Below are 17,625 nucleotides of genomic sequence, written 5' to 3'. Positions count from 1 at the left end.
GTGACCGATAGCGCATAGTACTGTGAAGGAAAGGTGAAAAGGACCCCGGGAGGGGAGTGAAAGAGAACCTGAAACCCTGTGTTTACAAGCTGTGGAACCACGTTTAAAGTGGAACCGCGTACTTTTTGTAGAACGGTCCGGCGAGTTACCGTTACTGGCAAGGTTAAGCACTTAAGGTGTGGAGCCGAAGGGAAACCAAGTCTTAATAGGGCGCATAAGTCAGTAAAGGTAGACCCGAAACCGGGTGATCTACCCATGTCCAGGTTGAAGTTTCCGTAAAAGGAAATGGAGGACCGAACGCACATCCGTTGAAAAGGGTGGCGATGAGGTGTGGGTAGGGGAGAAATTCCAATCGAACCCGGAGATAGCTGGTTCTCCTCGAAATAGCTTTAGGGCTAGCCTCGTATTAGTCTGCCGGAGGTAGAGCACTGAATTTCCTAGGGGGCGTCAAAGCTTACCAAAGAATATCAAACTCCGAATGCCGGCCAGATGATGTACGGGAGTCAGACTGCACGAGATAAGTTGGGTAGTCAAAAGGGAAAGAGCCCAGACCACCAGCTAAGGTCCCAAAGTGCGTGTTAAGTGGAAAAGGATGTGGGATTTCACAGACAACTAGGATGTTGGCTTAGAAGCAGCCACACATTCAAAGAGTGCGTAATAGCTCACTAGTCGAGAGGTCCTGCGCCGAAAATGTCCGGGGCTAAAACACGACACCGAAGCTGTGGAATGTATATTTATATACATTGGTAGAGGAGCATTCTTAACGCACAGAAGCATTACCGTAAGGAGATGTGGAGTGTTAAGAAGAGAGAATGCCGGAATGAGTAGCGAGATGGAGGTGAGAATCCTCCAGGCCGAATATCTAAGGTTTCCAGAGTAAAGCTGATCTGCTCTGGGTAAGTCGGGGCCTAAGGCGAGGTCGAAAGACGTAGTCGATGGACAACAGGTTGAAATTCCTGTACCGCATATTATCAGAACTGTGGGGACACAGAACCGAAGAAGAACCCGGGAATGAAAAGACCGGGGCAAGCACTGGACTGGCTGGAATGGCAAATCCACCCAGCAACAGGAAGGTGTGACGCGTACCGAACATAAGTAGGGAAGTCTTCGTAGGGGCTGTCAAGAAAAGCCGCTATTGTGTAATATGTGCCCGTACCGTAAACCGACACAGGTGGATGAGGAGAGAATCCTAAGGCCGGCGGGAGAAGCATTGTTAAGGAACTCGGCAAAATGACCCCGTAACTTCGGGATAAGGGGTGCCTGGGAAACCAGGCCGCAGAGAATAGGCTCAAGCAACTGTTTAGCAAAAACACAGGTCTATGCAAAACCGAAAGGTGAGGTATATGGGCTGACGCCTGCCCGGTGCTGGAAGGTTACGAGGAGGGGTTAGCGGCAACGCGAAGCTCTGAATTTAAGCCCCAGTAAACGGCGGCCGTAACTATAACGGTCCTAAGGTAGCGAAATTCCTTGTCGGGTAAGTTCCGACCCGCACGAAAGGCGTAATGATTTGAGCGCTGTCTCAACAATGCACCCGGTGAAATTGAAGTACCAGTGAAGATGCTGGTTACCTGCGCCAGGACGGAAAGACCCCATGGAGCTTTACTCCAGCTTGATACTGGGATTCGGTACTGCATGTACAGGATAGGTGGGAGGCAGTGAAGATAGGACGCCAGTCTTATCAGAGCCGATGTTGGGATACCACCCTTGCGGTATTGGATTTCTAACCTGCAGCCATGACCTGGCTGGGGGACAATGTCAGGCGGGGAGTTTGACTGGGGCGGTCGCCTCCGAAAGGGTATCGGAGGCGCTCAAAGGTTCCCTCAGAATGGACGGAAACCATTCGAAGAGTGCAAAGGCATAAGGGAGCTTGACTGCGACACCGACGGGTGGAGCAGGTAGGAAACTAGGACTTAGTGATCCGGTGGTATAAAGTGGGATTGCCATCGCTCAACGGATAAAAGCTACCCTGGGGATAACAGGCTTATCACTCCCAAGAGTTCACATCGACGGAGTGGTTTGGCACCTCGATGTCGGCTCATCGCATCCTGGGGCTGTAGTAGGTCCCAAGGGTTGGGCTGTTCGCCCATTAAAGCGGTACGCGAGCTGGGTTCAGAACGTCGTGAGACAGTTCGGTCCCTATCCGGCGTGGGCGTAGGATATTTGAGAGGAGCTGTCCTTAGTACGAGAGGACCGGGATGGACTGACCTCTGGTGTATCTGTTGGCTATCAAAGCCATGGCAGAGTAGCCAAGTCGGGAAGGGATAAACGCTGAAGGCATCTAAGCGTGAAGCCCCCCTCAAGATGAGATATCCCATCGCAAGAGTAAGACCCCTTGAAGACGACGAGGTAGATAGGGCAGAGGTGGAAGCATGGCAACATGTGCAGCTGACTGTCACTAATAGGTCGAGGGCTTAACCAGGTTGGTTTAGGTAAGAGGAAGAACGGATGAAAATAGATATGTAACAATGTGTGGTTTTGAGGGTATATGCCTCAGTAATCCTCGATAGCTCAGTCGGTAGAGCAAACGGCTGTTAACCGTTGGGTCGTAGGTTCAAGTCCTACTCGGGGAGTTCGTGATACTCAGGCGAGACTATGAGGAAAACGAAATGCAAGTTAGGCCCCATGGTCAAGCGGTTAAGACATCGCCCTTTCACGGCGGTAACACGAGTTCGAATCTCGTTGGGGTCACTTAACAATTTATGGCGACATAGCCAAGTGGTAAGGCGTGGGTCTGCAACACCCTGATCACCAGTTCAAATCTGGTTGTCGCCTCTCTAAAACCTCAGTGTTTACTGGGGTTTTATTTTTTGTGTTGCATTTTCATGTTGCATAGAGCTGAAATATGTGTTCGCGATCTGATTCATTTCCTGTGTTTTCCCCATCATAGCATGACGATATACATTTTTTAATACGCCATCGTTTCCCCAACCACCACGACTCATAATATATGCATCCGGTATGCCAAGTGCGTGTTGAATGCTTGCAGAATAATGTCTTAAATCGTGAAATCTAAAATGTGTTATACCAGAACTTTTTAACAGTCTTGAAAAACGAGTAGTTATATTATCGGGCGTTAGTTTTGTGACCTTTCCAGACATGTTTTTCCACTTATCAGCCACAAAGGCAGGGTAATCTATAAAACGGTCTCCAGCATAAGATTTAGGTGCTTTTATAACCCATGTCTTGTCTGGTGCCAAAACCATATTTTTACACACGTGAACGATATTCCCATTTATATTATCAGTGTCAAGCGCACATATTTCACCGCGCCGCATCGGTCCGAAAGCAGCGAGTAAAATTGGCAACTCTAAATCAGTTCCAGCCGCTAATTTGATAAGTTTTTTTACATCGTCATCTGATGGTATATATAGCTGCGGACGTACCGGCCTTGGTAAAACTGTATTTAATACAAAACTTGGGCGCTCCTGTTTAATAACAGCAGAAATTAACCCGTGATTATCTCTAACAGTTTTAGGAGCATGTACTTTAGCATCGTTGTTTACAAAATCTTGAATTATTTCTTGCGTGATATTATTTATCTCAATATTAGCCAATACTTTTAAATCCTTATCTTGTAATCTCTTGTAATTTAGTATGGTGCGAGGGGAGACAACAGGTTCCCTCATGGAGATATATTCTTTAAGGGCCTGCCCAAAAGTTTTTTTAGTCCTAGACCTTGTTTCTTTGGTCAAAGCATACTCAGTCGCCATATTTTCCGCTATTTTCTTACCTGCATTTTTGGGGTTGTCACACGTAAAAGATTTATAGTGTCGTTTTCCATTTTCATCTGTATAATCAAATACTTGTACCCTCCATGATCCTGATGGCAGTTTTCTTGCTGTAGGCATATCGTTCTTCCTTTCATTACTTGTTATTTTAGGTATAAAAAATACGCCATACCTTTGACAGATTGGCGCATTCGTGATACAATAAGTCTGCGAAAACCTTGTATCAGGCCATTGTCTGGTATGATTTATAAAATCCGTTCCGGTATGTGCCGGGGCGGTTTTTATTTACTTGTAGTTAAAATATATTTTTTCTTGTGTCAGTATATTGGTTTCATATTCAATCTCTATTTTTTCTGTAGTAGTAGGAACTTCATAAAATATTTTTCCTTTAGTGTTTCTCCCTGGTGATAAATTCGTGATTATGGGCATTGCTCCCTCACTTGATATAATGGGGTTAGAGCATTCTGTATTGTCGGCATAGCAACGGAAAGAAGCATAACCGGCACTACAATCGGAATTTCCTACATTTTCTATTGAAAATTCTACGAATATATATTTGTTTCCTGATTCTGGTTGGCTATACTCATTTTCTACACTATAGTCACCACTGTTCAAGTACATTATTTTAATTTCTTTTGATTCGTAGACATCTCCTACATTGTATACTTCATCTACTGAACTTTCATTGGTTTCTAACATTTCGGCAGGGCTAGTTTGTAACACCTCACCTTGATTGCCTGATTGTATACCAGAATAAAGGTTGTTCATGGTGTTCTGATATTCTGCCATTGCTTCATTAACGCTATTCATAGATGATACATAACCAAGGTATGAAATATAACCACACGTCCCCCAAAACAACAGCGCCATAAAAGTGACGAGAATTCTTCCTGTTATATAGCTCTTTTTATAGTGCCACATAAGATATAGGCCTATTGTTCCGAGAGGAAATCCCAAAACAAAACTTATGATGATAGTAAACAAATTACGCTGATAAAATTTTAGGTCAGTTACTTGTTGCTCGCGTATTTCTAACTCTGGCATATTTTCTTTTATTAAATCTATTGTTCTAGATACTTTTTCATTTGCACTTTTAGCAAACTCAAACCTATTTTCCCGGTTGTCATAATTTACAAAACTCAAAAAACCAATTTCAGTTCCAGATGAGTACATATAATTAATATATTTTAAGTCTTCATACTTAACTATTTTATTTTTTCCAAACAGCGTCACTATTGTGGACTTCTTTTTACCAACAAATAACTCTTGTGTAGTCCCTTTTATACTCATTTTCCCTTCCCCCAGTCAGGCATGACTTCTTTTAAATTATTTTTTCTTGACCATTTCGCGCATGATTTCAAACTGCTGTTTTACATTCGTCACATAAGTTGCCATGATTTCCTTTGTTTTGTCATCAAGTTCCACTCCGTCAAAATAAAGTGGGCTACCATCAGGATCATTAATATCTCCAATTATATCAGCAAATCTTTTCGCAATGTCGCGATCTGCCATTTGTTTGCTAACATTCGCATTTTCTGATTTCGGTTCCTCTCCAGTGGTTAGGTATTCAACAGACACCCCGAAATAATCAGCAAGTTTCTTCATTTTATCCTGCTTGGGCACATACCTTCCCGCCTTCCAATTGCTAATAGTTGCGGTAGTTATCCCCGTTTCCTTGCATACGCGATAGGGAGTCACTTTATTAATTTCACATAATTTTGCAAAAATATCATACATATAGCACCTCTTAAAAATAAGTTTGAAAAATAAGCTAAACCCTATTGACAAGCTTTGAAATCAATGCTATTATATGACCATAGCTTTGATACATAAGCTAAATAAAAGGAATTAGCATAGGTTTCTATTATAACTTTGACCGACATCATAATTATATTAGAAAACTTAGCTAATGTCAATAGATTTCTTCAGGGAGGTGAAAATTTGTATCAAAAATATGCAGAATTAAGAGACAAGGCCAAAGTGACTGATTATGAGGTCGCTAAGCAGACAGGCGTTTCCACGGCAACATTAACAAATTGGAAGTATGGAAGATATACTCCAAAAGTGGAGAAACGCATGGCTTTGGCAAGGTATTTTGGTGTTCCAATTGACGTTTTTGTTGAAGACATTCAGAACGAAAATAACGAAAAGGAGGTACATATTTGAATAATCTAAAAGTCTTTAGCAATGCTGAGTTCGGGCAGATACGGACAGTAACCATGGGTGACGAACCATATTTTGTCGGTAAAGATGTTGCTGGTATCCTCGGGTACCAAAACGGTAGCCGAGATATTAACAGGCACGTTGATGGTGATGACAAAACCAAATTGATGGTCTTTGATGGAATACAGAATAAAGAAACCATCGTCATAAATGAGAGTGGGCAATGGCTGCTTTATAAGGATTATTCCAAATGCGGCTACACACACTCTGAAACGATCGACATAACTCATTCTGACGGCAGTACATCGGTTAAAATGAATACAAAATGGACACAGAAGGTGAGGGAGTAAATTGCCAAAAGTGAAATTAAGTGACTTTGAGCAAAAGAAGCTTATCGCTCGCGTTACTATCAGAAAAAGAATGGAAATCAAACAGATTAAAACAAAGGAGATTGCGCATCGGTTAAACCGTCCGGAAGGAACGATAAATTACCGCTGGCAGCACCCAGAAACCTTCCGGTTGCAGGACTTATGGTCTTTAGTATCTGCACTCGGATTGAGTGACCAGGAGATCCTACAGATAGTAAGAGGAAAGGAGCAGGTATGAGAGAAAACCCCAACCCCCTAGACGACTACACCGACCACAGCCCATCACTGGCCCTAGAAATAGTGAAGTACATAATGCCACGAATGATATTTGTTGCGGGCGTAGGATTGATATTAGCGGTGTGTGCGTATTTAGAGGTACTTTGAAAGGAAGTGAGAATGATGTGGATTAGTAAAAAGAAATGGGAGGCACTGGAGAAAAGAGTTGCCGACCTCGAAATTAAATCCCAAGGCCGGCAGATTGATGTAAAACTAGATATTCCCAAGGGAAACGCCTATGATTTGGTCGAAAAATACGACAAGGAACGGAATATCTATAGTTCCTGATGTATTAGTAATGACAACATCCTGGAGAACTATGGCGCCATCATTTCCAGGCACGGACTCTGTGCCAGATAGTCCATGTCTTGAACGATAGTTCTTAACCGCATCAACATAATATTTTGCCAATATTTGAGTGCCAACAAGTTCATCGTACTCGGTGTCGACTGGTAGTCTGGCTGGGACACCTGATATTAAGCCAGATGCAGTAACTAATTGTAATCGCTGGGTGCCTAATTGCTTAAGGTCAGCGATATTCCAAAAATTATAAATTAAGTCTTTTTTTAAACTAGGTTTATCCATAAAAATCTCCTTTCTTATGTACTCAGCCCTGCAAGGCTTGTAAGTACATTATAAGACTGGAAGAATATGGAAGCAACCAAAAGGAGGTATTTTATTGAACGAAATAATTCAGATCAATTATGAATCTGAAAGCCCTACAGTATCAGCCAGAGATTTACATGAAGGATTGGAAATCAAAACAGCATTTAAAGATTGGTTCCCAAGAATGGCAGAGTACGGATTTGAGGAAGGTAAAGACTTTTGCTCAAAAAAGAGCGAAAGTACAGGAGGCCGCCCATCGGTTGATTATGAAGTATCAGTGGACATGGCAAAACAGATTTGCATGATCCAGCGAACCGAGAAAGGCAGGATATACCGCCAGTACTTCCTTGATCTTGAAAAAGCCTGGAACACGCCGGAGCAGGTGTTTGCAAGAGCCTTGAAGCTGGCTAATATGACAATCGAAAAATTAAAGGGAGATAAAACTCTGCTGATTGAGGAAGTCAATGTTAAAAATCAGATAATCGGAGAATTGAAACCAAAGGCTGACTATATGGATAAAATCCTAAAGAATACGGGCCTTGTAACCATTACTCAGATAGCAAAGGATTACGGCATGAGCGGGCAGGCAATGAATGATCTTCTTCATGCTCTTAAAGTCCAGTATAAGCAAAGCGGTCAATGGCTCTTGTATAAGGAGTATCAGAATTGCGGATATACCCACTCTAACACTGTAGATATAACGCATTCTGATGGTAGACCAGATGTTAAAATGAACACCAAATGGACGCAAAAAGGAAGACTATTTCTTTATCAGTTACTTAAAGACAACGGGATTCTTCCAACGATTGAGAAAAACGCAGCATAAAAAAGGAGGATAACAAAGATGTGCCGTTTTAAGAGTGGAATTATTTTAAAAAGTAAAGTAGTAGTAGCACCAGGAGCCAATGACAGCCATTCTGACTTGCTGGAAAGCTTAAAGATCGAAGATACCCGATGGAATGCAAAAAGGGTGTTTGTCCGCGCTGAGCTGGTCCCCAAAGATAATGAATGGTGGGTAAGCCCAAAAGAGCAGCCGGAGAAATGGGAATTTGTTGTGGATCAGGATATCGTCCCGGATTGGTTCGACAGGGAAGAACATGAAAAAATGTTTCGGGAATATGTGTGTGACTGGTGGGACAAGCATGTACTGGTAGATCAGAAGCTGGAAGAATTATCATCTGGATTCTACAGGCTGAAACGCTGCGAAGTTAAGAAATTATGCAATGACGTTTTGGTATTGTTGGGCAACTCCCAGGTAGGCGAGATGTTGGACAACTCCCAGGTAGGCAAGATGTTGGGCAACTCCCAGGTAGGCAAGATGTGGGACAGCTCCCAGGTAGGCGAGATGTTGGGCAACTCCCAGGTAGGCGAGATGTTGGGCAACTCCCAGGTAGGCAAGATGTTGGGCAACTCCCAGGTAGGCAAGATGTTGGGCAACTCCCAGGTAGGCAAGATGTTGGGCAACTCCACAGCAAGAAACTTTAAGAACTATCCCAAAATCCAGATCATGGTTCCTGATACGGGTAATTTTGAAATGGTGGCTTTTAAGAACAAAGCCGATGAATAGGAGGACCTATGAATATATATTTTCCCCTATGGGTCTGGCTGATGCTATTAATTATATTCTTTTATGGCAGGAGGTGAGCGAGGAATGAAAGCAAGAATATCCGCAAAGGATTTTAAGAGAATCATTGATAATACAAAGAGGTTTGTTGGACCTGAGTATAAGGGAGGTAAATTACCTTGGATTTATTTGAAAGTAGATGTAGAAACCAAAACGATTAAAGCCACAGCGCTTGACGGGCATAAGGTTTCGATTGAATATGCAGATATTACGGAAGCCGATGAATCATTTTCATGTTACATAAAACCAAACATTCCGAAGATAACACGGCATGATTCTTATGTTGATATCGAAGTTTCTAAAAACCGCATTTATGTGCAGGTCGGTGAATCTATCATGGGGTATGTTCAGCCAGAAGGTGAATATTATGGTGTAGAAAAAATGGTGAACGATTTAATGACAGAACCGAAGGGTCTAACCATAGGAGTAAATGCAAATCTTCTGAAAGATGCGCTGGCTTCTATCAGTGATTATGGTGACCGCATTCCTATTGCAAGAATTGATTTAAGAGGACCGAAGGACGCAATTGTTATCAGATCAGGCGAAAGAGGTAAGAGAGAGAACATCAAAATTGTTCTTCCAGTAAACCTACGCTGCGAGGAGTACTAATGAGCAGGAAACATAAAACCCTCAAAGCCGGATCAGCCATTGGAATGAATCAATTTGACTGGGGAAACGGCGGTAAAAGAAAAAGGCCCACAGGTGCGCCAACACCTGCAGGTCAGTGTAACATAAAAATCAATTATAACCCTGATTATACGGGGAGGATCGGAGGATTGTCAAGTGAATAATCGAAACCGCAAGAAATTAGCTGCAAGGCGCCGGACTGAATATAGCAGGCGTGAAGGATTACATAGGCTGCTTGATCTGGTGCTTGATATTAATGGAGTCAACCGGCGTGACCGTGAAATTACAGGGGACCTCCCTACCGCGTTTTTTGATTTTAGCGGCCATACAGCGGCAGCTCACATGAGAGTATATACCAGCGGCTGGGAATCCGGTCAGGATTATGAATGGTGCTACGATGTTTGGGAAGACGACAATATCAATGAAGCGATTAAGCAGTTGGAGGAACTAAAACTTGACTTAAAGAGTGATCCCAATGAACAGGCATAAATGCGACATGTGCGGCCTGTATCTGGAATCAGACAGCGCAGCGTGTGAAGAGTGTATCAATAAATCGAGAATTACTAAGCAGATGGCTAACAGAAGCCAGATAGGAGTGGATTATGAGCAATATGGAACTGAATGTAACAACGGGGAAAATGGAGATCACAGCGAATTTTGATGATTTCGAAAAATGGATAGAGGAGCGCACCCATGAGTATGACAGTGTTGTTTTCACAGAGGACCAGAAAGCGGCTGCAAAAAAGTCCGTTGCCGATCTCAGGAAAACAAAAAAGTCAGTAGATGATAGCCTTAAAACAACAAAAAAGTTATGGATGGAACCGTATGAAAAGTTCGCTGATAAGGTTAAGGCCCTATCTGCAAAGCTTGATATCCCCATTGATTACATACTTAGGCAAGTTGAGGAGTTCGAAAGCAAGCGCATTGCAGAGCGTGAGGCCGATATCCAGAGGATTTATGATGAAAATATCGGTGATATGGTTGATTTCCTTCCGCTGTATAAAATCAAATCGGATAAGTGGACCAATGCCAGTACAAGCCTTAAGGCTCTGACAAAAGAAATGACCGAAGTTATTACCAATGCAAGGGCTGGCAAGATGGCTATTGATGCCAATAATTCAGAGGCCAAAGAGGAGGCGTTACGTATATTTGCCGCCACGCTTAATCTGCCTGAGGCTTTGGGCCACATCAACAAGTATGAGGCTCAGAAAGCCGAGATTTTAAAGCGAGAAGAAGCGAGATTACAAGCAGAGCAGGAGAGACGTATACAGGCTGAGATTGAGCGTGCAAAGGCAGAGGAACGCCGGAAGATTGCCGAGGAAGAACGGATCAGAAAAGAAGCAGAGGAAGCAGCCAAAGCAGAAGTCAAAGAAGCGATTACAACCGTTAATGAAGCCGCTGCCGCACCGCTCACTATGCCGGAATCAATCAAGGCGGTTTATACGGTAGTCGGAACTGATGCAGAGTTACAGGAGCTTGAAATGGCTATGAATAGCCTGGGACTTTATTTTGAGAGAAAGGAAGTCTAATTTTGGGAGAAAAGATTTATCAGTCCATAGTCGCCGTCATGGAGGACGTGGGAGCGATTGGAAAGGATAAAAAGAATCAACAGCAAGGTTTTATGTACCGCGGCGTTGACGATGTTATGAACGCTCTAAATCCTGCATTTATCAAAAACAAGATTTTTACTGTCCCACAGGTATTGGAGCAGCACCGAGAGGAACGAACTACTGCAAAAGGCGGTCAACTGATTTATTCAATATGCAAAGTCAAATATACCTTTTATGCAGAGGACGGTTCTAGTGTTGAAGTAGTGACTATTGGTGAGGGAATGGACAGTGGAGATAAGGCAACTAATAAGGCCATGGCTATAGCATTCAAATACGCCTGTTTCCAGCTCTTTTGTATTCCGACTGAGGAAATGTCCGATCCAGACGCTGAATGCCATGAATTAGCGAATAAGCCACATGAAAGCAAGCCCAATGTTTCCAGGATTAATAAAAAGCAAGTTGATGAACTGTTGTCTGAATGCGACCGAATCGGAAAAAGTGAAAAGGCAATTTGTGCTTATTATAAAATCGGAAAATTTGCTGATATGGACCAGAACCAATACCGAAGCGCTATAAAGAGTTTTAAGGCTACTCCAGACAAGCCAGTAGTTCCGGCTGATCCCGCAACAATTCCACCGGATAATGCAGATAATGGGCTGCCGTTTAAATAATTGAGGTGACGTAAGTGCATGAACTTGCAAGGATAACCGGATATAAGCCGGTTGAGGAAGGTACATATCTCCAGATTTTTATTCCTGGTAAAAACCTCATGGAGCCTATTGAGGAAAAGCGAATGCGTAATTGTTTGGTCTGGCTTGATGATGGGCGGCATATCAGCGCAGAGCAACGTAAGAAAGCTTATGCCACGATAAATGACATAGCAGCCTATACCGGCGAGGTACCGGAGGTCATGAAAGAGTGGCTTAAGTACCTTTACATATACCGGACCGGCGCAGAGTACTTTTCATTTTCCGGGTGCTCCATGGATACGGCAAGAGAGTTTATAAATGTAATCCTGGATTATGCCCTGGAAATGGGGATACCGCTTGCAGATTTTGCACTGGACCGGACGGATGATATAGGTCATTACCTGTATGCCTGTTTGAAGCTCAAAAAATGTGCGATCTGCGGCAGACCGGGAGAGATTCATCATGTAGATGCCATAGGCATGGGCAATGACAGGCGAACGCTTGATGATTCACAACACCGCAAGATATGCCTGTGCCGTACGCATCACACAGAGGCCCATACAACGGGCGTAGAGAGTTTCACGAACAAATATAAGGTGTACGGAATTAAGTACGTAGAATAGCCTTGTGTGCCTTAACGGGCTGACAATAAAAGGAATCCCAAAGGTCTATGTGTCACGACATGCCATTGGTACAGCCCCTGCCGCTATTTCAGGGCGGCGGGGGAGAAAGGAGTATTTTGGGAAAGATTAATAGCAGAGATAAAGGAGCAAATGGCGAACGTGAGCTTGCCAATATCCTTAAAGAATATGGTTATAAAACGAGCAGAGGCCAGCAATATTGTGGTGATACTGGCGCCGCTGATGTGGTGGGACTTCCACAGATACATATCGAATGCAAGAGGGTGGAACGGTTGAATATCTATGATGCCATAGAACAGGCCAAATCGAACGCAGCAGCCAAATATTTACCGTTTGATGATTGTAACCTGCCTGCGGTATTTCACCGCAAGAACAGGCATGAATGGCTTGTTACAATGCCATTAGATGATTGGATTACCATATACCGTGAGTTTGAGGCCGGGAAAGTATTAGAACAGGAGTGATGATGTGAGCGAAGGAGGCAAGGACAAAGTAAGTGGTCCTCAACTGGAGGACGGTTATACCAGGGTAGCTAATGAGTTGTTAGAGGCCGTTTTCCATGCTGATTTCAACGGCGCACAGATAAGAGTATTGCTTTGCCTGATAAGAAATACCTACGGGTATGGTCGCAAGGAATGCGAGTTCTCTAACAGTTTCGTAGCCAATGGGACTGGATTGAATAAAAAGAGCGTTGCTCTGGTAATTAATAGCTTGCAAGAAGGGAATGTAATTACCGTAACGCAGCAACCAACCTATACCAGTCCTAAGAAAGTGAAGCTGAATAAAAGAATAAAAGAGTGGTCCTCTTTACCCCCACAGTGGAAGACGTCACCTACAGGTGTAGACGTCACCAGTGGTACAGGGGAAGACGTCACCAGTGGTACAGGGGAAGACGTCACCCCCCAAAAAAGAAAGATATTAAAGAAAGATATAAAGAAAGATATAAAGTGCATTGTGAATGACCACAACACGCTGTTTGAAGATCTTTGGAAACTATACCCATTAAAAAAAGGCAAGGGGCAAATTTCAGACACAAAGAAAAAGGAGTTATCCAAGATTGGAAGAGAGGAAATGGAGAGAGCCATTGAACGGTACAAGGCCGATCTAAAAAAAGACGAGGACTGGCGCAAACCTCAAAATGGAAGTACATTCTTCAATTCAGGCTATGTTGACTATCTTGATAAAAATTATGAGGGAGGGAAGGACAATGGGCCGCCTGGAGGACGAACTGGAACGAATGAAAAGGGACTTGCTGCAGAAGCGATCTCAGCCGGGATTGACACAGACTGTACAGGAATCTTTGACGGATACTGATACCTGTCCGAAGTGCAAGGGGACCGGCTGGGTGTTCTATACCGGTGATGATGGGATGGAGTATGGCAAACAATGTGATTGCTGGGAAAAGATGGTGGCGTCTAGGAGATTGAAATTTGCAGAGCTGCCAGAAGCATTCAAAGATGTTAAACTGGAAAACTTTAATCTCAGTATCTACCGGGAGATTGCCAGCCGTAACCTGATAGCAGTTGCCGCAAAGACCGTGAAGTACTACCTTGATAACTTTGACGATATGAAAAGCCAGGGAATGGGGTTGTATCTCTACTCCGAGACTAAGGGATCAGGCAAGACCAGAATGGCGGTAGGAATAGCCAATGCTCTCCTGAAAAGCCATCAGGTTAAATTTGCCGGGTCCACAACCATTATCAAAGAAATCAAGCGGACATGGAATAAAAAGCCGAGTGAGGACGGAGAAACAGAAAGCCAGCTACTTGATTCATTGGCAGCCGTTGAAATCTTGATTATTGATGATTTTGGAACAGAGACCCCGGCAGGCTGGATCAATGACAAGTTCTATCAGATTATCAATGACCGGTATGTGGGACGTAAGGTAACAGTTTTCACAAGCAATGCGGCATTGGATAGGTTGAATTACGATGAGCGGATCACCAACCGGATCAAGGAACGAACATATCAAATTGCTTTCCCGGAGGAATCGGTCAGGGATTACATAGCGGAGAAGAACAATCAGGAACTTATAAATAATCTTAGAGGTCAAAAAAATGGAGGCGAAAAGGGTTGAATATGATTATCAGGCAAAAAGATATTGATGCATTGAGGGACAAGCTTAAGATCGGGGATCATGTCACATACCGAACAGAAGCAGTAGACATTAAGCTTGGCTATGTGAAGAAAGAGGATAACGATGCGGTGATCGTGAGAAAGCTGCGGCACGTGGCACTCGTGGAGTATATGGCGAAGCGTGGAAGGAATATGGTACCGGTACGGACTGCCATTACATACCGGGAGATATTCTTCCAGCGCAGGGGATTGATTTATTAAGCCATTTAGACAACTTATAGGCTTGGACGATAGAAATGTCACAGATGGCAATATGAGTGGAATTTGAGCCATCAGCGTGCGCCAGAGAGCGCGAGAAAGGAATATGACAATGGAAAAATTCTACCTAGTTACACCTAGCTGCCCGATCCATAAAGAGTACTTGGATTACAATGCCATGTCGGAAAAGGTAAATGATGCGTTTATGGAGTTTGCAAAGGAGCAGGGTTTTGAAACTCATGAGTATTATCAGTTAGTACAGTACTTACATATTTGTCCGACTGATGGTGACACGGATAAGTTTGGAAAGTATTTTAAGAAAGACGCCCCAGGTCTGTTTAAGAAAAATTCTCAGCTCGCGAAAGCCTGGGTTAATAAATGTCAGGAATTAGGGCTGAAATCACCGCACAAACCCCATATGGGATTTGAATTCAGAGTTTTCGGACGGACAAGCAGCAGACTGTTTATGATAAACGATGTTTTGTATGCAAGCTTTAGAGCAGACTGTGATTTTAAAAACCTTGCTGGACTTAAGGAGTTAAAGGCAAGTGAATTTTTTAAAGTCATTGAGGAGTATGAGGAATCTTTAAAAAAGTAAACCCGTATTTAACGTAGAAAGGAGGTGTGAATTGAAAGTAGGACTTATTGATGTAGATGGGCATAATTACCCAAATTTGCCACTCATGAAAATAAGTGCGTGGCATAAAGCGAAAGGTGATCGTGTGCAATGGTATGAGCCGTTTGACGGCCTGATCGAAGAATACGACATAGTTTATATGTCAAAAGTATTCAGCTTCACACCTGACTACATACAGCCTGTCTATTCAAATGTGATTAAAAAAGGCGGGTCTGGATATTGCATTGAATTAATAGATGGCAAGGAAATATATCACCGGGAAAGAGACAATTTGCTTCCTGCTGAAATTGAACATATTTACCCGGACTATTCTCTTTATCCAGAAATGACCAGAGATACCGCATACGGTTTCTTAACCAGAGGTTGCCCTATGGGGTGTGAGTTTTGTCATGTGGCTTGCAAAGAGGGGAAAAAGAGTTATAAAGTGGCTGATTTATCAGAATTTTGGAAAGATCAGAAAAATATTGTCCTCTGTGATCCCAATACGCTGGCATATCCTGGACACACTGAATTATTACAGCAGCTGGTGGACAGTAAAGCGAAAGTGAATTTTAATCAGGGGATAGATATAAGGCGAATAAATGATCGAAACCTTGAATTGCTTAAGCAAATCAGACTTGATGGAATACATTTCGCTTACGATCGTTACGAAGATAAATACCTCATAGAACGGAAATTAAAAGCATTTAAGGAATCAACCGGGTACGATAAAGACAAAGGACGTGTGATGGTTTATATCTTAACCAATTTCAATACAACGATTGAGCAGGACATTGAAAGAATCCAGTTTTGCAGGTCGCTGAAATTTTCGCCATATCCAATGATTTATGACAAAGAGCATTGCAAGCCAATATATAGAAAAATTCAACGCTGGTGTAACAACTTCATCTTCTGGAAAACACCTACGTTTGAGGAGTATATTGGGTAACTAAATTAATATTTGATTGATTAAGAAAGGAGGCCGGAGCCGTCCGGACGATAAGGTACCTGGCTCCTTTCAAAAAATGGGATTTGAAGTATTTGACAATTATAAATGTGATGGTCAGATGGAATTGACCGATTGCACCGGAAACAGGCAGCTTACACACTTATCCCTCTTTTCGGGAATCGGAGGCCTTGATCTGGCAGCTGAATGGGCCGGATTTAAGAGCGTTGGGCAGTGTGAATGGGCTGATTATCCAACAAAGGTATTAGAACAGCACTGGCCCGATGTACCACGATGGAGAGACATCAGGACTTTGACAGGAGTGAGTTTTTATGAACGGACAAATAGAAGGACAGTTGACATTATCTCAGGTGGATTCCCGTGTCAGCCTTTTAGTGTTGCCGGGAAGCAAAGAGGCGAGGACGATGACCGTTACCTCTGGCCAGAAATGGTTAGGGTTATCAAAGAATTGCGGCCCACTTGGGTTGTTGGAGAAAATGTTGCTGGAATCATCAATATGGCACTCGACACGGTGTTATCTGACTTGGAAGCCGCAGGCTACACCGTCAGGACGTTTTTACTACCAGCTTGCGGTGTCAATGCCCCGCATAGGCGATACAGAACAGCCATTGTGGGCTACACCAAACACAATGGATTATCTTCCTCAGAGATCGCCAGAAGCTTTGCAAAGGCAAGCGGAGGGGAGCCGCAAAGGAAGAAAAAGGCCAGCAAATTTGAGAGAACAGGTAAACCCGGAGACCTGCCGCATGTGGCCGACTCCAACTGCAACAGATTCAGTTGCACGAAAACCCGGAAATCCGATAATGACAAAAAACGGAACTGTGAGGCACAAAAACAAGGCCGGGGGACAAAGTCTTATGCGTTTGTCTCAGGTTGTAAAGCTATATGCAACACCACAAGCCAGAGATTACAGAACGGGTCAGAAAAGCCGCTGGGAGAGCAAAGAGAGAAGCAGGAACCTAAACGATCAGATTGGTGGTCAACTGAACCCAGATTGGGTAGAGTGGCTAATGGGATTCCCAATAGGGTGGACAGAATTAAATGCCTTGGAAACGCAGTAGTGCCAGCACAGTTTTACCCGGTATTTCAGGCAATAGCTGATATAGAGTTAGGCCGGTAAACGAAGATAGACAAAAGCTTATGATGTGATACACAGAGAAAGGAGCGTTACACTATGGCAAGACCGAAAAAAGCAGAAGGTGAGAAATACATAAGGCAGGATATCAGCATGGACCCGGAGCAGTTTAAGAAGCTGATAGCGTACTGCCAGAAGGAAGAACGCTCCATTTCCTGGGTGGTCCGCAAGGCATTGGAAGGGTATTTGGAATAGGGTTACTTCTATAACATTGCGTAACGCTACACATTAAAACGAAGATTTTCAGGAGTAACGTATTGTTAGCCTCAACAAAACGATATAAATAAGCAATGAAACTATA

Annotated in this window: 25 protein-coding genes, 3 tRNA genes and 1 rRNA gene (1 of these 29 cut by a window edge); 25 read left to right on the top strand and 4 right to left on the bottom strand. The window is 43.3% G+C overall.

Annotation, left to right across the window (positions count from 1 at the left end; genetic code table 11):
- The 4 genes from BMW45_RS05510 to BMW45_RS05495 form a co-directional block, all read left to right on the top strand.
- Positions 1–2,419 (top strand): 23S ribosomal RNA (locus BMW45_RS05510); it begins 474 nt to the left of the window's first position.
- Between the two features lie 78 nt (positions 2,420–2,497).
- Positions 2,498–2,570 (top strand) — tRNA-Asn (locus tag BMW45_RS05505).
- A gap of 46 nt (positions 2,571–2,616) precedes the next feature.
- Positions 2,617–2,688, top strand: a tRNA-Glu gene (locus BMW45_RS05500).
- Between the two features lie 13 nt (positions 2,689–2,701).
- A tRNA-Cys gene (locus BMW45_RS05495) sits at positions 2,702–2,772 on the top strand.
- A gap of 17 nt (positions 2,773–2,789) precedes the next feature.
- On the opposite strand, the gene BMW45_RS05490 is transcribed toward BMW45_RS05495, so the two are convergent.
- The 3 genes from BMW45_RS05490 to BMW45_RS05480 form a co-directional block, all read right to left on the bottom strand.
- On the bottom strand, positions 2,790–3,848 hold the full coding sequence (locus BMW45_RS05490; RefSeq protein ID WP_092241206.1) for a site-specific integrase: 1,059 nt from the start codon (positions 3,846–3,848) through the stop codon (positions 2,790–2,792).
- A gap of 165 nt (positions 3,849–4,013) precedes the next feature.
- Positions 4,014–5,018 carry a DUF4352 domain-containing protein gene (locus BMW45_RS05485; RefSeq protein ID WP_092241204.1) on the bottom strand — a complete coding sequence of 335 codons (1,005 nt, stop codon included), beginning with the start codon at positions 5,016–5,018 and terminating at the stop codon, positions 4,014–4,016.
- Between the two features lie 36 nt (positions 5,019–5,054).
- A complete protein-coding gene (locus BMW45_RS05480; protein ID WP_092241202.1) occupies positions 5,055–5,465 on the bottom strand; it encodes a helix-turn-helix domain-containing protein in 411 nt (136 codons plus the stop codon).
- A gap of 204 nt (positions 5,466–5,669) precedes the next feature.
- Between BMW45_RS05480 and BMW45_RS05475 the strand changes: the two genes are divergently transcribed.
- The 4 genes from BMW45_RS05475 to BMW45_RS27725 are packed head-to-tail and all read left to right on the top strand — an operon-like array spanning position 5,670 to position 6,643.
- The gene (locus BMW45_RS05475) at positions 5,670–5,894 is read left to right on the top strand and encodes a helix-turn-helix domain-containing protein (RefSeq protein ID WP_092241200.1); all 225 of its coding nucleotides are present in this window, start codon (positions 5,670–5,672) and stop codon (positions 5,892–5,894) included.
- Positions 5,891–6,241, top strand: coding sequence for a BRO family protein (locus BMW45_RS05470; RefSeq protein WP_092241198.1), 351 nt, complete (start codon positions 5,891–5,893; stop codon positions 6,239–6,241). Before BMW45_RS05475 ends, BMW45_RS05470 begins: the two co-directional genes overlap by 4 nt.
- A gap of 1 nt (position 6,242) precedes the next feature.
- Entirely contained in the window at positions 6,243–6,497 is a 255-nt protein-coding gene (locus BMW45_RS05465) for a hypothetical protein (protein ID WP_092241196.1), read from the top strand.
- Complete coding sequence (locus BMW45_RS27725; RefSeq protein ID WP_166433285.1) at positions 6,494–6,643, top strand: hypothetical protein; 150 nt, start codon at positions 6,494–6,496, stop codon at positions 6,641–6,643. Before BMW45_RS05465 ends, BMW45_RS27725 begins: the two co-directional genes overlap by 4 nt.
- A 105-nt stretch (positions 6,644–6,748) precedes the next feature.
- Here BMW45_RS27725 and BMW45_RS05460 read toward each other — a convergent pair whose 3' ends face one another.
- A complete protein-coding gene (locus BMW45_RS05460) occupies positions 6,749–7,120 on the bottom strand; it encodes a hypothetical protein (protein WP_092241194.1) in 372 nt (123 codons plus the stop codon).
- A 94-nt stretch (positions 7,121–7,214) separates the two neighbouring features.
- On the opposite strand from BMW45_RS05460, the gene BMW45_RS05455 reads away from it, so the two are divergent.
- From BMW45_RS05455 to BMW45_RS27410, 17 genes are all read left to right on the top strand, one after another.
- Positions 7,215–7,967, top strand: coding sequence for a phage antirepressor KilAC domain-containing protein (locus BMW45_RS05455; protein ID WP_092241192.1), 753 nt, complete (start codon positions 7,215–7,217; stop codon positions 7,965–7,967).
- A gap of 18 nt (positions 7,968–7,985) precedes the next feature.
- Positions 7,986–8,708, top strand: a complete 723-nt coding sequence (locus BMW45_RS05450) for a hypothetical protein (protein ID WP_092241190.1) — start codon at positions 7,986–7,988, stop codon at positions 8,706–8,708.
- 84 nt (positions 8,709–8,792) lie between these two features.
- Positions 8,793–9,374: a hypothetical protein gene (locus BMW45_RS05445; RefSeq protein ID WP_092241188.1), complete on the top strand. Its 582-nt coding sequence runs from the start codon at positions 8,793–8,795 to the stop codon at positions 9,372–9,374.
- Positions 9,374–9,556 (top strand): hypothetical protein, encoded by a 183-nt coding sequence (locus BMW45_RS05440; RefSeq protein ID WP_092241186.1) that lies wholly within the window; start codon positions 9,374–9,376, stop codon positions 9,554–9,556. The genes BMW45_RS05445 and BMW45_RS05440 overlap by 1 nt, the downstream gene beginning before the upstream one ends.
- A complete protein-coding gene (locus tag BMW45_RS05435) occupies positions 9,549–9,881 on the top strand; it encodes a hypothetical protein (RefSeq protein ID WP_092241184.1) in 333 nt (110 codons plus the stop codon). Before BMW45_RS05440 ends, BMW45_RS05435 begins: the two co-directional genes overlap by 8 nt.
- Complete coding sequence (locus tag BMW45_RS27720; protein ID WP_166433284.1) at positions 9,868–10,053, top strand: hypothetical protein; 186 nt, start codon at positions 9,868–9,870, stop codon at positions 10,051–10,053. Before BMW45_RS05435 ends, BMW45_RS27720 begins: the two co-directional genes overlap by 14 nt.
- Positions 9,995–10,921, top strand: a complete 927-nt coding sequence (locus tag BMW45_RS05430) for a DUF1351 domain-containing protein (RefSeq protein WP_092241182.1) — start codon at positions 9,995–9,997, stop codon at positions 10,919–10,921. The genes BMW45_RS27720 and BMW45_RS05430 overlap by 59 nt, the downstream gene beginning before the upstream one ends.
- A gap of 2 nt (positions 10,922–10,923) precedes the next feature.
- On the top strand, positions 10,924–11,613 hold the full coding sequence (locus tag BMW45_RS05425) for an ERF family protein (protein ID WP_207649052.1): 690 nt from the start codon (positions 10,924–10,926) through the stop codon (positions 11,611–11,613).
- A gap of 14 nt (positions 11,614–11,627) precedes the next feature.
- Positions 11,628–12,254: a putative HNHc nuclease gene (locus BMW45_RS05420; RefSeq protein WP_092241180.1), complete on the top strand. Its 627-nt coding sequence runs from the start codon at positions 11,628–11,630 to the stop codon at positions 12,252–12,254.
- A 116-nt stretch (positions 12,255–12,370) separates the two neighbouring features.
- Positions 12,371–12,736 (top strand): putative PDDEXK endonuclease, encoded by a 366-nt coding sequence (locus BMW45_RS05415; RefSeq protein ID WP_207649051.1) that lies wholly within the window; start codon positions 12,371–12,373, stop codon positions 12,734–12,736.
- A 4-nt stretch (positions 12,737–12,740) separates the two neighbouring features.
- Positions 12,741–13,586, top strand: a complete 846-nt coding sequence (locus BMW45_RS05410; RefSeq protein ID WP_092241178.1) for a replication protein — start codon at positions 12,741–12,743, stop codon at positions 13,584–13,586.
- The gene (locus tag BMW45_RS05405; RefSeq protein ID WP_242882920.1) at positions 13,480–14,349 is read left to right on the top strand and encodes an ATP-binding protein; all 870 of its coding nucleotides are present in this window, start codon (positions 13,480–13,482) and stop codon (positions 14,347–14,349) included. Before BMW45_RS05410 ends, BMW45_RS05405 begins: the two co-directional genes overlap by 107 nt.
- Positions 14,346–14,609, top strand: a complete 264-nt coding sequence (locus BMW45_RS05400; protein WP_092241174.1) for a hypothetical protein — start codon at positions 14,346–14,348, stop codon at positions 14,607–14,609. The genes BMW45_RS05405 and BMW45_RS05400 overlap by 4 nt, the downstream gene beginning before the upstream one ends.
- Before the next feature lie 109 nt (positions 14,610–14,718).
- Positions 14,719–15,204 (top strand): hypothetical protein, encoded by a 486-nt coding sequence (locus tag BMW45_RS05395; protein WP_092241173.1) that lies wholly within the window; start codon positions 14,719–14,721, stop codon positions 15,202–15,204.
- A gap of 31 nt (positions 15,205–15,235) precedes the next feature.
- Positions 15,236–16,171 carry a radical SAM protein gene (locus BMW45_RS05390; RefSeq protein WP_092241171.1) on the top strand — a complete coding sequence of 312 codons (936 nt, stop codon included), beginning with the start codon at positions 15,236–15,238 and terminating at the stop codon, positions 16,169–16,171.
- A 16-nt stretch (positions 16,172–16,187) separates the two neighbouring features.
- Positions 16,188–17,309 (top strand): DNA (cytosine-5-)-methyltransferase, encoded by a 1,122-nt coding sequence (locus BMW45_RS28360; protein WP_330390686.1) that lies wholly within the window; start codon positions 16,188–16,190, stop codon positions 17,307–17,309.
- Between the two features lie 54 nt (positions 17,310–17,363).
- Positions 17,364–17,519, top strand: coding sequence for a ribbon-helix-helix protein, CopG family (locus BMW45_RS27410; RefSeq protein ID WP_207649050.1), 156 nt, complete (start codon positions 17,364–17,366; stop codon positions 17,517–17,519).
- Positions 17,520–17,625: the final 106 nt, after the last annotated feature.

It is taken from the genome of Lacrimispora sphenoides (assembly GCF_900105215.1).
Lineage (GTDB): Bacteria > Bacillota > Clostridia > Lachnospirales > Lachnospiraceae > Lacrimispora > Lacrimispora sphenoides_A.
The sequence above is the reverse complement of the archived record's forward strand: the minus strand, read 5'-3'. Positions and strand labels throughout refer to the sequence as shown.